12 protein-coding genes are annotated in these 13,865 nt (G+C 56.9%); 4 read left to right on the top strand and 8 right to left on the bottom strand.

Features of this window, described 5'->3' with window-relative positions:
- Positions 1–19 precede the first annotated feature (19 nt).
- The gene (locus IEX10_RS10500) at positions 20–1,039 is read right to left on the bottom strand and encodes an NAD-dependent epimerase/dehydratase family protein (protein WP_188674365.1); all 1,020 of its coding nucleotides are present in this window, start codon (positions 1,037–1,039) and stop codon (positions 20–22) included.
- 141 nt (positions 1,040–1,180) lie between these two features.
- Between IEX10_RS10500 and IEX10_RS10495 the strand changes: the two genes are divergently transcribed.
- Both IEX10_RS10495 and chrA read left to right on the top strand, forming a co-directional pair.
- Positions 1,181–2,482 (top strand): UDP-glucose dehydrogenase family protein, encoded by a 1,302-nt coding sequence (locus IEX10_RS10495; RefSeq protein ID WP_188674362.1) that lies wholly within the window; start codon positions 1,181–1,183, stop codon positions 2,480–2,482.
- Positions 2,483–2,571: 89 nt separating this feature from the next.
- A complete protein-coding gene (gene chrA / locus IEX10_RS10490) occupies positions 2,572–3,786 on the top strand; it encodes a chromate efflux transporter (protein WP_188674360.1) in 1,215 nt (404 codons plus the stop codon).
- Positions 3,787–3,791: 5 nt separating this feature from the next.
- On the opposite strand, the gene IEX10_RS10485 is transcribed toward chrA, so the two are convergent.
- From IEX10_RS10485 to IEX10_RS10455, 7 genes are read right to left on the bottom strand one after another with little or no spacing between them, the layout of a single operon-like run.
- Positions 3,792–4,268, bottom strand: coding sequence for a class I SAM-dependent methyltransferase (locus tag IEX10_RS10485; protein WP_188674357.1), 477 nt, complete (start codon positions 4,266–4,268; stop codon positions 3,792–3,794).
- A gap of 4 nt (positions 4,269–4,272) precedes the next feature.
- A complete protein-coding gene (locus IEX10_RS10480) occupies positions 4,273–5,034 on the bottom strand; it encodes a polysaccharide deacetylase family protein (RefSeq protein WP_188674354.1) in 762 nt (253 codons plus the stop codon).
- A complete protein-coding gene (locus IEX10_RS10475) occupies positions 5,031–6,191 on the bottom strand; it encodes a glycosyltransferase family protein (protein ID WP_188674351.1) in 1,161 nt (386 codons plus the stop codon). Before IEX10_RS10475 ends, IEX10_RS10480 begins: the two co-directional genes overlap by 4 nt.
- 2 nt (positions 6,192–6,193) lie before the next feature.
- Positions 6,194–6,772 (bottom strand): histidine phosphatase family protein, encoded by a 579-nt coding sequence (locus IEX10_RS10470; RefSeq protein ID WP_188674348.1) that lies wholly within the window; start codon positions 6,770–6,772, stop codon positions 6,194–6,196.
- The gene (locus IEX10_RS10465) at positions 6,769–7,845 is read right to left on the bottom strand and encodes a glycosyltransferase family 4 protein (protein ID WP_188674346.1); all 1,077 of its coding nucleotides are present in this window, start codon (positions 7,843–7,845) and stop codon (positions 6,769–6,771) included. Before IEX10_RS10465 ends, IEX10_RS10470 begins: the two co-directional genes overlap by 4 nt.
- Positions 7,842–9,074 carry a glycosyltransferase gene (locus tag IEX10_RS10460; protein WP_188674342.1) on the bottom strand — a complete coding sequence of 411 codons (1,233 nt, stop codon included), beginning with the start codon at positions 9,072–9,074 and terminating at the stop codon, positions 7,842–7,844. The genes IEX10_RS10465 and IEX10_RS10460 overlap by 4 nt, the downstream gene beginning before the upstream one ends.
- Positions 9,071–10,294 carry a glycosyltransferase family protein gene (locus IEX10_RS10455; RefSeq protein ID WP_188674339.1) on the bottom strand — a complete coding sequence of 408 codons (1,224 nt, stop codon included), beginning with the start codon at positions 10,292–10,294 and terminating at the stop codon, positions 9,071–9,073. The genes IEX10_RS10460 and IEX10_RS10455 overlap by 4 nt, the downstream gene beginning before the upstream one ends.
- A 369-nt stretch (positions 10,295–10,663) precedes the next feature.
- Here IEX10_RS10455 and IEX10_RS10450 point away from each other — a divergent pair, with 369 nt between their 5' ends.
- Positions 10,664–13,006 (top strand): mechanosensitive ion channel family protein, encoded by a 2,343-nt coding sequence (locus IEX10_RS10450; protein ID WP_188674336.1) that lies wholly within the window; start codon positions 10,664–10,666, stop codon positions 13,004–13,006.
- 30 nt (positions 13,007–13,036) lie between these two features.
- Positions 13,037–13,861 (top strand): MBL fold metallo-hydrolase, encoded by an 825-nt coding sequence (locus IEX10_RS10445; protein ID WP_188674333.1) that lies wholly within the window; start codon positions 13,037–13,039, stop codon positions 13,859–13,861.
- The last annotated feature ends 4 nt before the right edge of the window (positions 13,862–13,865 follow it).

Genomic DNA, 13,865 nt, shown 5'->3' with positions numbered 1-13,865 from the left:
CAATGCTTCCTTCTGTGCATCACACAGAATAATAGTCCCGGTACCAATCGACAAAGGCCCGCACGCCATCGTGAACATTTGTTTCGGGCGTATACCCCACAAGCTGCTTGAGCAATTCGCAATCCGCCCATGTGGCAGGCACGTCACCGGGTTGCATATCCATGTAATTCCGCTCGATCTTTTGCCCGATTGCCGTTTCGATCTCTTCCACAAAGTCGAGCAGGCGCACTTTGTCCGAATTGCCGATATTGATCACACGAAAGGGCGCAGCAGGTGACAGGCTGTCATTTTCCAGCGGAGTCCAGTCCGCGCGGGCCTCTAGCAGTGGCGGGGGCGCATCGACAAGCAGGCTGATTGCGCGCACCAAGTCCACCACATAGGTGAAATCCCGCTCCATATCGCCGTGATTGTAAACATCAATCGGATCACCATTCAGCCCCGCCTTAACAAATTTGAACAGCGCCATGTCAGGACGCCCCCAAGGGCCGTACACCGTGAAGAAGCGGAACATGGTAGTAGGCAGTTTCCACAGATGCGCATAGGAATGCCCCATGTTTTCATTGGCTTTTTTGGTCGCTGCATAAAGCGTCATCTGCGTGTCGGTCTTTTCCACTTCGGTGAAAGGCATCACCTCGTTGGCGCCGTAAACGCTGGACGTAGAGGCCATCAGCAAATGGTCCACTGCCAGTTCACGGGCCAGCTCCATGATGTTGAAAGTGCCCACCAAATTGGTTTCGATGTAGGCGCGGGGGTTTTCAATCGAATACCGCACTCCGGCTTGCGCTGCGAGATGGACAATCACATCGGGTGCAAATTCCATCACCGGCGGTTGCAGTTCCGCAAAGTCCAGAATGTCCACTTCAAGCGCGCTGAAGCCTTCGTTCTGGGACAACATTGCATGACGGCGGCGTTTTAGATTTACGTCATAGTAATCGGTCATCGCATCGACGCCCAGAACCTGCCACCCTTTATCCAGCATCACCTGTGCGAGATGGAAACCGATAAACCCTGCACTGCCTGTAATCAGTATTTTTGCCATGACTTGCCTTTTTGCAGAAACACCCAACCCTTACCTGTCGCAAGCGGGCTCTGCAATCAGGCTAATTCGCTTGATCCAAGCCCCGTTTTCGATAGAACCACCGATTATCAGGGGCGTCATCTTCCAGTAAAAGGCTTTAATATGCAGTTAACAATGATTGGCACCGGCTATGTCGGGCTCGTTTCAGGGGTTTGTTTTTCCGATTTCGGCCATGACGTGATTTGCGTCGACAAGCTACCTGAAAAGATTGAAGCTTTAGAAAACGGCATCGTTCCAATCTTTGAGCCGGGACTGGAAGATTTGATGGCACGCAACGTGGCGGCTGGGCGTCTCGGGTTCACGTTGGATTTCGCCGGAGCTGTTTCCAAAGCAGATGCCGTATTTATCGGCGTTGGCACCCCCACACGCCGCGGTGACGGCCACGCCGATCTTACCTACGTCTATGACGCCGCCCGCGAAATCGCCCGCGCGATGGACGGTTACACCGTTGTTGTGACCAAATCCACCGTGCCCGTTGGTACCAACCGCCGGATTGAAGAGATCATTCGCGAAGAAAATCCCGAGGCGGAATTTGATGTGGCGTCCAATCCCGAGTTCCTGCGCGAAGGGGCCGCGATTGAAGATTTCATGCGCCCTGACCGTGTGGTTGTCGGCGTAGAAACCGATAAGGCCCGCGATGTGATGGCCAAGATCTATCGCCCGTTGGCCCTGCGCGAAGCCCCGATTGTCTATACCGATCTGGAATCTGCCGAGATGATCAAATACGCCGCCAACGCATTTCTGGCGACCAAGATCACCTTCATCAACGAAATCGCCGCTTTGTGCGAAAAAGTTGGTGCTGACGTGAAATCCGTGTCTAAAGGCATGGGCATGGACAACCGGATTGGGTCCAAGTTCCTGAACGCTGGCCCCGGTTACGGCGGCTCCTGTTTTCCCAAAGATACCAAAGCGCTTGCGCGGATCGGTCAGGAATATGCCAGCCCGATGGAAATCGTTGAATCCGTAATCGACATTAACGAAGCCACAAAACGGCGGATGATCGACAAGATTATGGAACTTTGCGGCGATACCGTGAACGGCAAGAAAATCGCTGTTCTTGGCGTAACCTTCAAACCGAACACCGACGATATGCGCGACAGCCCGTCGCTGACCATCGTGCCTGCTCTGGTTGGGGCTGGTGCCACGGTGCATGTGGTTGATCCCCAAGGCTATAAGGAAGGCAAGGATCTGCTGCCCGGCGTGACATGGGAAGAAGATGCCTATGCTGCGATGACTGATGCAGAAGCGGTGATCCTGATGACAGAGTGGAACGAATTCCGTGCGCTGGATTTAGACCGCTTGGTTAGCATCATGAAGACACCTAAAATGGCCGACCTGAGGAACGTCTATGACCCTGAAGAGGCTGCAAAATCCGGCCTGACCTATGTAAGCGTCGGGCGTTGACCGGCGGCCTTTAATGATACCGTTACGGGCCCATGCTATCGGGGGACAGGCTGTTTGGCCTGCCCCCTTTTTTGTATCGAGTTAACTGCATGACAGACGCAACGCCAAACCCCTCCTCAAAGCCCTTAAACAGCAATGCCGGTGAAGTGTTTGCGGTGTTCCTAAAACTGGGTCTGACATCCTTTGGCGGACCGGTGGCCCACTTGGGATATTTCCGCGATGAACTGGTGACGTGGCGGCGCTGGCTGAGCGATACAGATTACGCTGATCTGGTGGCGCTCTGCCAGTTTCTGCCTGGCCCTGCGTCCAGTCAGGTGGGCTTTGCGCTTGGCCTGATGCGGGCGGGCTGGGCCGGTGCATTTGCAGCCTTCGCCGGTTTCACCTTCCCATCGGTCCTTTTCCTTTTCACCTTCGCGCTGGGTGCAGCTACCTTATCCGGCCCAGTCGGAACCGGCGCGTTGCATGGTTTGAAAATAGTCGCCGTTGCCATTGTCGCCCAAGCTGTCTGGGGCATGGCGCGCACGCTTTGTCCCGATCGCGCCCGCGCAAGTATTGCAGTCGGCGCTATCGGCATGCTTGCCCTGTTCTCCGGTGCAATCGGCATGGTGGGTGCAATCCTGTTTGGTGCGGTAACGGGGCGTCTGTTCTGCCACAGCACAGCACGCCAAGCCACAGCGCCCGACTTGCCAGTATCGCGCACCACAGCCATATCCTGCCTGATCCTCGCAGCCGGATTGCTGGGCTTACTCCCCCTACTCGCGCCCCTAGCCCCAAGCCTAAGCGTGTTTGACAGTTTCTACCGTGCAGGAGCCTTGGTATTTGGTGGCGGCCACGTTGTGCTGCCCTTGCTGGAAGCAGAGGTCGTGCAAAGCGGATGGGTCTCGGCGGATACGTTTCTGGCAGGATATGGCGCAGCACAGGCTGTTCCCGGCCCGTTGTTCACCTTCGCGGCCTATCTGGGCGCTGTGCTAAACCCCCAGCCAAACGGCATCACAGGCGCAATAATCGCGCAAACGGCCCTGTTTCTGCCCGGTTTTCTGTTGCTGACAGGCGTGCTACCGTTCTGGCAAAGCCTACGCAGCAGGCCGAGCGTTCGAAATATGATGCAAGGGGCCAATGCAGCGGTGGTCGGAATATTAGGCGCGGCACTCTATTCGCCCGTCTTCACCAGCGCGATCAGCGGGATGCCCGATCTGGCGCTGGCTGTAGGGTGTTTCGTGTTGCTGATGATCTGGAAGACACCGCCTTGGGCCGTGGTCGCGTTCGCGGCCTGTGGCGGTGTGCTCCTTAACCTCGCAGGCTAACCCCTTCAGGTCCGGTAGAAATAATACCGGTCCGGCGCGATGTGGTCCGGTCCTTCTACCTGATCAAACCCCGCCAGAGGTTGCCCCGACACGATCATCCCACCGCGCACCATGATCTTGGCGATCAGCGGACTGAGCCGCGCAGCCTCGGCAACGTCTTCTTCTTTTACGCCGTAGCCGAAATCATAATGGGCGAGCACAATTTTCGCATCCATTTCCACCAATCGCGCAAGACCCTCTTCCGCCTCTCCCTGCAGGAAATCCAGTTCCGGTGGCACACAGGACGGATGACACTGCAAAACGCGGTCCATCACCCAGATGCGGCGGTCCGGCATGGTTTCGCGCATGTGATCATAGGTCCGCCCGTTACCAAGCCCCATATCCAGCCCGTCACCCGCGTGGCTTTCCACCAGTTTCGCGGCCCAGTTCAACCCGTCCCGCTGTGCTGTGAACCGGCGCAGCATACTGTCTAATCTGCTCATCTTGTTACCTCTTTGCCATGTCTTGCGCGGACCATAAGTCGGCGGGTCCGCTTTTGAATTTCATCAGGAGTTGTTCGGAAAAAGCCCAGATATCAACATCATGAGCCTTGTGGTGGGTGAGATAGCCATAGGGTTCAGAATTGTCGGCCTGCCCTGTCCGCCGCGCCGTCAATTGCTCCACCATCCGTGCGATGATCTGTGTCGGTTCGTCCAGCGAACGGCTGCCGCGCCAGTTGATCGGGTCCACGTGAGTATTAACCTGCTCCATCCCGCGCTTTGACCAGCGGTTGCTGCGTGGGCCGTATGTGGAGAACCCTTTGTAACCAAGAGCCTTCAGCTTAAACTTGTGGTCATTCCCGAAACGGTTCCACGGGGGCACGAACATCGGCACAAAATCCGTCCCGAACCCCTCCTCCATAATCTGTTTTCCCTCTTCCAGCTCTCGTGTGACCGCACCAGCATCCCGATCAGAGGCAAATTCGCATTTCTTCACTCCCACAGGCGTGTGATCCTGATGGGCATAGCCATGCGTAACCGGAATAAGGTTTTGGTGATCTGTCACATAAGCCGTTAAATCCGTCTGCAATTTACTTGGAATTACAGCCAGATAGACATCCACACCGGTCCGCTCAGACAGGGCGTTCAACTGATCCAGCTCCGGCGTTACATGATAGGCATCATCATCCCGCCACCAGAACGGCAAACGCATATCAGCGGCGCGCCATGCGTCGAATTCAGTGTCTAACGGCGCCCAAATATCGCTCATGCGCTTTGCTCCTGACCTATGTGTTTCTCAAAAAACTGCTCTACGATTTCAACAGCTTGCGTTGCGCCTTCGAACTGTTTCGGGTCAAGCGGCTGGACCTCCGCCCCCGCCAGACTTTGGACCGCCTCTAGCAGGGCTTCGGGGGTGGCATCAGCTGCCCGAACAACGGTAAAGCCTGTCTGTTTTGCAAGGCTTTCTGCCCGTAGGGTCTGTTCCACCTCGCCACCAGCATCGAAGGGCACGAAAACCGCAGGGGTGCGGGATTGCAGCAGGTCCATCGCCGTGTTGTAGCCACACATACAGACAGCGATCCTAGCGCCTGTCAGCATCTGCCGGAAATCGGGACGGGTGGGTTCGATGGTTACGTTGCTGCACTTCACTCTAGACTGTAACTCAGCGATAACACGCGCTTTATCGGCCCCGCCCACCAGCAAACGCCAGTGGTTTTCAGTGTCTAACGCGGCTGCTTTCACAGCCGCCTCGAATAAGTTTTGACCCACAGATCCACCGCCTGCAGTGACCAAAACCTCGCCCGAACCCGTCCCGTCTGGATGTTCACCCGCGGCAGGCGGGGCCACATATCCGGTGTATTGCAGTTTATCGGCGAGCATTGCGCCAACCGGCCAGCTTGCCTCCAACGGGGTGAGTTTAGCGTCCGAGTGGACCAGCACCCCGTCATAGTACACGGCGGCAACCGCCTCTGTTTCCAGTGCTTTTTCGGGTTTCGACGGGGGCGCAAGAATATCACGGATGGAACTGAACACCAGCGGCGGGTCTACCGCTTCTTGTGCGCGGTTCAGCAGGGCCTGAAATTCCCCCTTCAGAACCCGTCGCCCGAACGGGTAAAGTTCTGTGATAATCACATCCGGCTCGATCTGTTCCAGACATGACAACAAAGCCGCCTTACGGTCGGCAAGGTAGTCTGCATCGGCAATCCCACCCTGTTCCGTTAGTAGCGTGGTGAAATTAATCCCGTCCGACTTTACAGGCGGAAGCTGGTGCAGAGTGATCCCCTTGGCCGACAGGTTTTCAACCGGCACACCGCCGGAAACCACATGGGCGTCATGCCCTGCACCACCAAAAGCGCGGCCGAGTGTCAGGGCGCGGCTAAGATGGCCGGTGCCGAGCAGATGGGTCACAAGGATCATCACACGCATGGTTAACGGGCCTCCAGCCGGATTGGATCGCCGGAAACAGACAGGGTGCTTCTATCCCAGTCCATCACATAGAGCCGGTTGCGTTTAATCTGGAACGGGGCGGGGCCGTCGAAATCCCAGCCTGTCGCCTGTGCCAGTAGAACCCGCATGATACCGATGTGGCAGACTGCAATCGTGTCCCGTTGCAACGCTTGCACAAAGGGGTTCAAGCGCGCAGCAACATCGCGCGGGCTTTCCCCGTTTGGCGGACGATAATCCCAGCCCCAATGTTCTATGTCCTGAAAGCCGGAATTTGGATCGGCCTTTAGGTCCAGACCCTTTTTGCCTTCCCAATCACCCCAATCCATTTCAGTTAGTGCCGGAACTTCTGTTGCGTCACGATCCGCGATCAGACGAGCCGTTTGGGTCGCCCTTTTCAGCGGGCTCGCCACCAGATCGGCCTTTGCCCACCCTTGGGGCAGTTTCAGCGCGGCAAGGTCAGCCGCCGCCTGTTTTTCCAAGGCAATATCTGTGCGCCCCTGTATCTGCCCTGCGCGGTTCCAAGGTGTGTGTCCGTGACGGATAATCGCCAGTCTGATCATTGTGTTGCCTCTTTGAATTGAACCGCTCCGGCGAGTGTCTTTATCGCTGCGCCCCGTAGATGCTGTTGGGCATAACGGCGTACAGAAGTGTCTTGTGGACCCCTGTGAAACGCCTGATCAATCGCCGCACCGAAGGCTTTGGCATCATCCGGAGGCGTCAGAAATCCCGCAGGGCCGACCACATCCCGCACGCCTGCCCGATTCTCGGCGACGACCACCAGACCGGCAGCTTGTGCCTCTATGTAAACCATACCGAATGCCTCGTTCACGCCGGGCCAGACGAAGACATCCGCAGCCGCCATTTCGGCGGCAACGCCTGCTGCGTCCAGCGCCCCGACATATGTAATGCGCGCGTCGAAGGGGGCAAACAAAGCGCGCACCTCTGCCTGTGCAGGGCCACCACCAACGATGCGCAGGCTCCAACCGTCTGTCTTTACGAAATGCAACGCCGCTGCGAGGTTTCGATAGGACGCCAGTTTATCGCCTTTGCGCAACATACCAACCGCCAGCAGTGTCTTACCCGCTGGCTTTTTAGACTCTTCCGGCAGGGTGTCGCGGTCCAGAAACGGGCGCAGATGCACCAGCTTTTGGGGCACGGGACGGGCCTTTTCCAGTTCCGGCAAATCCCGTCCGGTGAAGTAGAAAATAACCGCCGCCGCGTCGCTTGCGGCATCCGCACGGCGGGCGAAATCTGCCCATGGTCCCAGCAACCGTTTCGGAGCGCGGCTTGCCTCTACCAAATGATAAGGGATGCCGCGCGCTGCGCACACCTTCGGGCCGATCAGGTCGGGCGCTTTGTAGTAATTGTGATAGGTGATCCAAGCGTCCCACACCGGACCTTTGGCAATCAGATCTTTCGCGATACGATCCGCTTTGGCCACCAGTGCGGCTTGCGCCGCGGCGTCTCCGGCGGGTTCGCGGCTGCGAAAGCTGCTGACCAGTTCCACCGCGCCCAGCCCCTTTAGCGCGTGCATCAATGCCCGCGCAATCGTACGGTCCCCGCTTGGTGTATCGTGGTTTGGCGGTTTCAGCGGCGCGTAAAAGGCGATGCGCGGGGCGTGCCCCTTGGTCATGAGATCAGCGTATTCAGACGCGCGGACAGTTGCGTAATTCCGGCATCCACGCCGAAATCCGCCACCAACCGGTCATAAGCTGCTTCTGCGTATTTTGTCCGCTGCTTTGGATTGCGGGCCAAATCCATAATCGCGAAAGTCAGGGTTTCCGGAGTGTCTTCGACCAGCAGGCCATGAACGCCGGAGGTAATGAATTCGGGAATGGCGCTGACGGGTGTGGACAGGATCGCCAGCTTTTGCGAGGCCGCTTCCATTAACACGTTGGGCAGGCCGTCACGGTCGCCATCATCGGCAATCCGCGAGGGCAGCACGAACAAATCATGGCTGCGCATTGCCTCAACCACTTCGGGTTGGTCGCACGCACCCTTCCATGTGATGCGATCGTCGATATCCTCGGCCTTGGCCATCGCTTGCAGATCGTCTTTCAGATCACCACCCCCGATATGGGTCCAGTGCCAGACCAGATCGCCAGGAAGCAACGACAACGCTTTGACGAGCCGGTCAAACCCCTTCTTTTCCACCAGACGTCCAACTGACAGCATCCGGAACACGCCGTCATCAGGGCGTTGCGCAGGGGGCAACGGAAAGCGGTCCAGATCCAGCCCGTGATAGAGCAGGCTGACACGGTCCGATGGTTCCGCCATCTGTTGCAAATGCGCGGCACCGAACCCTGTGCAGGTCACACCAAAGGCGGCCCCGGTTCCGTCATTCGCCAGTTTTTCGCGAATTTCCCAATCAGGCGAGGTCCAGATGTCTTTGGCATGGGCGGAAAAGGACCAGTCGATCCCACGGATCAGCGCGGCATAACGCGCGACAGAAGACGGTGTGTGCAGGAAATGAGCGTATAGACCCTTGGTCCCCGCTGGCAATTCTGCCGCCAGCACACAGGCCTGACCGAAGCGGCGCACCCTGTTGCGGGTCAGATCACGGCGCAGGTCCTGCATCCAGACCTGATGGGCCTTCTTGAACCCCGGCATCTTGCGCGCTTTGGTCCAGCCCCGCACGACACGGGCCTTTTCGTGGTGCAGATACTCCGGCAGATAGCGCACCCTTGCGCGGGTTTCTTCATGCAAGGGGTGGCGTTTCTTATCGGTCGGAAAGCGCAACGACCAGATGTCAAAGCTGTGCCCTGCCCGCTCCAGCGCGACGAGTTCTTGTGCAATGAAAGTTTCAGACAGCCGTGGCCAGCCTTTGACGACAACCGCCAGTTTCGGGTCTTCTTCGCTCATTCTGCGGCCTTTATGTCCGATGTCTTCAGCAGGTCACGGACCCGTGCAGTGATATGATCCAACCCTTCCAAAAGGTCAGGATATTCCCCTGTAGAGGGCAGCGGTTGGTCTGGCAGGGCGCGGATGGCGTTTATCATTACGTCCGTTCCCGGCCCGTCACGATCAGGGTCAAGCATACGCACCAGCCCCAGCTGTTCAGCCCGTGCCGCGCGGATGTATTGCTCCAGACGGGGCACCTTGCGGGGCATGATAATCGCCCGTTTGTCAAAGGACAGGATTTCGCAGAAAGTGTTATATCCGCCCATAGCGATGACTCCGACCGCATTGTCGATCAGGTTTTCCATCTTGCTGTCAAACCCGAGCGAAATCACCCGACCCTCCAGCTTCGCAACCCGATCTTCAAACTGGGTGCGGGTATCGCCGGACAGGAACGGCCCGTAGATAATATGGGCTTTGGGCGAGAGTGTCGGATCGGCCTCATAGGCGCGCAACACCTGATCCACCAGTTTTGCACCATCCCCGCCGCCACCGGGCGTGACAAGTATATAAGGCTCTACATCCACATCCGGCCCGTGGTCCCAAGTCTCGCGACGCAGGTATCCAGTGTAATGCATACGGTGGTTAATTTCTTTGGGATAAGACACGCCCTGCAACGGATTATAGATCGACTCCAGCCCGTAAACCCAGATGTCGTGGTAAAAATCCCGCATCGCAGCAACGGCGCCTTTGCGGTCCCATTCCGCGGCCAGTGTCTCGCCCTCGTCCAGAACGTCCCGCAGACCAAGCACAAGTTTTGCGTTTGTGTTCGCCCGCAACCATGCCAGCGTTTCCATCAGCTCGCCGCGAAATCCGTTGGGTTCCTTGTCGACGATCACCAGATCGGGTTCAAAATTCTCGGCTGCCGCACGGATCAGACCGGCCCGCAACGCTGTGGTTTCGTCAATATCAAGACCCAGCGCTTCCGAGGCATAGGATCCGTCAGTCAGTTTCGTCACACCGGGAAGGCGAATGTGATCAACCCTGTCAGGAAAGGTGAACCGGCCCGCAACAGGCGATCCGGTCAGGATCAGCGCCGAGAGGTTGGGATCAAGTTCCGTCAAAGCCCCAGCAATGGTACGCGAGCGGCGCAAGTGGCCCAGACCAAAAGTATCATGGCTGTAAAGCAACACGCGCGGCGCACGCCGACCCAACTCTGTAGGCCGCGATCCATCAGAACTCATATTAACCCGACCTTTGCGTCTATCTGTTGCATGTGGCACCTAAATATAGCCTGCAAATAAACATTTACGCGCCTTTTCCGGCTTCCGCCACGTTTTTCCATGTAAAAGCCCCCGTGCGCAAAGGGCAAGAGCCCCAATGCACCCAGATGCCCCGCGATACACTTGCGCACTTAACAACGGGTGCGCGAAAGAACAGTGGCAAATTCCAAGACTCACAGTGACTTGAGACAGTGTTACAAGATCCGCTGTTAGACTAGGTTCACTTGCCCTTGCGGAAATTGGCGGACGGTCGGATCGAAACAGGTTCCGCCCTTCCCCAGTGCGCCAAACCGCTCTAAGGTCAGTTACGCTCATAACAAAGGGTCACTTATGACCATCCTCCACTTCCTTCGTCTGTGCCTGATCACTGCGCTGTTTGCCTTATTGGCAGGATTTGCACAGGCCCAATCCATCGGCAGCTCGGCGTCCAATCCGATGGACGAGATTATCAAATCCGCCACGGATTCGGGGATGCAGGTGATCGTCATCAATCCCGACGGTCCGGCCAAATCAGACGAACTGACCGAGGCAGAGCAATACGAAGGCTCTTTGTTGATGAAAACGCAGGAGCGCGCCTATACGTTCCGCACCACCCTGCGCAACCGTGTGGCCCGTGCGCCCGAGGCGATTGAAGAGATCGTCTTTATCTTGAACGGGCAAAGTCCTACGGGGCATTATTCGATCTACTTTTTCATTCTGCTAACCACGATGATCAGCCTGATCCTGTCCGAACTTATCGTGCGGGAAACCTACGGCAAACGTCTGGTCGGGCCGTGGTTTATCAACCTACAAACCCCAAATCCGATAGGATACACTGACAAACTGCCGATCCTGTTGCTGCGCACTGTGCTTGCAATGGTTGGGCTCGCGCTGGTGGTGATGATTTCCTACGGTGTTGGAATCGCCATTTTCGGGGAGTCCGAAGACGGCACCGTGCGCCTGACTGTGGCCTATATTTACCTCACCTATATTGTCACCCGTTCTGTGGTGTTCCTGTGGCGGATGATCCTGTCGCCCTATCTGGAACAATACCGCATCCCCCATTTTTCCGACAAGGATGCGCGCAAGCTGTTCTACTGGCTTTTGAATGTGGCGTCGGTTTCGGCCATTGTCGTGAACTTCTGCGGATGGATGAAAGAACTGGGCCTTAGCTATGACATCCACGCGCTGCTGACCTCGACCCTGACGCTGTTCGTTGTGTTCTTGAACGTGGCGATGGTGCTGGTGAATCGCAAGGCGGTGTCCGAGGCAATTCTGAACGGCGAACGGTATGAAGATGCCTCGCTGCCCACCAGAATCGCATCACAGGCTTGGGCGCCGCTGGTGATCGCCTATTTCTTCATCGCTTGGGCGGAAATGACCTACCGCCTGATAGAGGCCCAACCCCTTGGCCTGCCCTTGATCACCGGTTTCTATCTGGTGCTGCTGACAGTCATCGTGGTTTACGGCATCGTCGGTTATCTGATCGAACGCTTTTTCCACCGCCAGCGCTTATTGGAACAATGGCGCGCCAAAGCTGCGGAAGACAGCCACGGGACCGGTCCTGACGCGGATGCCACTTTGGAAGAGGACGAAGACACCAAGGACGAACTGTCCCCCTTCCTCAATACCCACAAGATGCACACTTACGAGGATCTCTCCCGCCGCATCGCCAATATTCTGGCCGTGGTTGCGGCGTTCTGGGCAATTTCAGAGATCTGGCAGATCGACATCGACATGATCGCTACTACCCGCTTTGACCGGATTTACGACATCGTAACGATCCTGTTCATCGGTTATGTGATCTACCACTTCGTGCGTATCTGGATCGATCAGAAGATTGCAGAAGAAGGCGGTGACGCGGTAGAGGTCGCTCCCGGAGATGAAGGCGGGGCCGGTGGGGCATCGCGGCTTGCAACCCTGCTGCCGCTGTTCCGCAACTTTCTTCTGGCAATCATCTTTGTCGCTTTCGCGCTGATCGCACTGACGAATATCGGCATCAATGTCTCTGCCCTTTTCGCCGGTGCTGGTGTTGTCGGTCTGGCCATCGGCTTTGGTGCGCAGGCGCTGGTACGGGATATTTTCTCGGGCGCGTTCTTTCTGTTCGATGATGCTTTCCGCAAGGGCGAATATATCGACATCGGCTCTGTTAAAGGCACGGTCGAAAAAATCTCTGTACGCTCCTTCCAGTTACGCCACCATCTTGGCCCGCTACACACGGTGCCGTTCGGAGAAATCCAGCACCTGACGAACTTTTCCCGCGACTGGGTGATGATGAAGCTGAAGCTGCGGGTTACCTATGACACAGATGTCGAAAAGGTCCGCAAACTGGTCAAAAAACTTGGGCAGGAACTGCTTGAAGACGAAGTGGTTGGAAACCAGTTTCTGCAACCCCTCAAATCCCAGGGCGTGATCGAAATGCAAGACAGCGCCATGATCATCCGCGTGAAATTCATGACGAAACCGGGCGACCAGTGGATCCTGCGCAAGCGGGTCTATCAGGAAATCCGCGACCTCTTTGAACGGGAAGGCATCCGCTTTGCCCATAAAGAGGTGACAGTGCGACTGGCCGATGTAGATCCGAATGATCTGACCAAGAAACAAAAAGAAGCCGTCGGCGCCGCGGCGCTGGCTGCGATCGATGAAGACGAACTGGAAGGGCAGCCGGAAGGCGACACCGACGACGACCGCTAGACCCGACTGACCACTTAGAAGGAGGAAACCATGTCCCGTATCAACAGAACCACCATAGGCGATGTAGAGATCATTGCCCTGACCGACGGCGAAACCCAATTCGGCGCTGAACTGTTCCCCGGCACCGAAGAAGCTGTGATTGACGAGCTTTTGAAATCCGCCAACGCAGAGGCAATCGACACGAATTTCAACGCATTTATCGTGAAATCCGGTGGTGACACTATGCTGGTGGACGCGGGTCCGCGCGATCTGTTTGGCCCGACCTGCGGCTATCTTGGCGATGCTTTGGAAGAAGCAGGTATCGGACCGGACGAGATCACCCATCTTTACTTCACCCACCTGCACCCTGACCACATCGCAGGCGCGCTGACCACGGACAACCAACCGGTGTTTGAAAAGGCGCAGATGCTGGTGTCCGAGGCAGATCACAAGTTCTGGTCTTCCCACAGTTTCACGGATGACACGCTCGTCCAATGGCAACAACTGGCGCAGGCGGCCCTTGCCGCCTATAGCGGGCGCACAGAGCTGATTAAGGACGGCGATACATTGGTTGGTGACGTAACGGCGCTGAACCTTCCCGGTCACACGCCGGGGCATATGGGGTTTCGTGCGGACAGCGGATCTGACAGTTTCGCCCATGTGGGGGATATCGCTCATGCGCAGGTGCTGCAATTCGCCAACCCCGAAATCGGCATCGCCTTTGACATCGACATGGATCAGGCCCGCGCTACACGCAAACGCACGCTGGATATGGTTGCGACCGACGGAATGAAGCTGTCAGGGGGGCATATGTTGCGTCCCAACATTGGCCGGCTCGAACGCTCCGGCACGGGCTATATCTTTAAAGAGGACTAGAAAA

This window comes from Neptunicoccus cionae (genome assembly GCF_014643735.1).
GTDB lineage: Bacteria > Pseudomonadota > Alphaproteobacteria > Rhodobacterales > Rhodobacteraceae > Amylibacter > Amylibacter cionae.
Note: the sequence above shows the minus strand (reverse complement) of the source record. Positions and strands in the feature narration are given on the sequence as shown.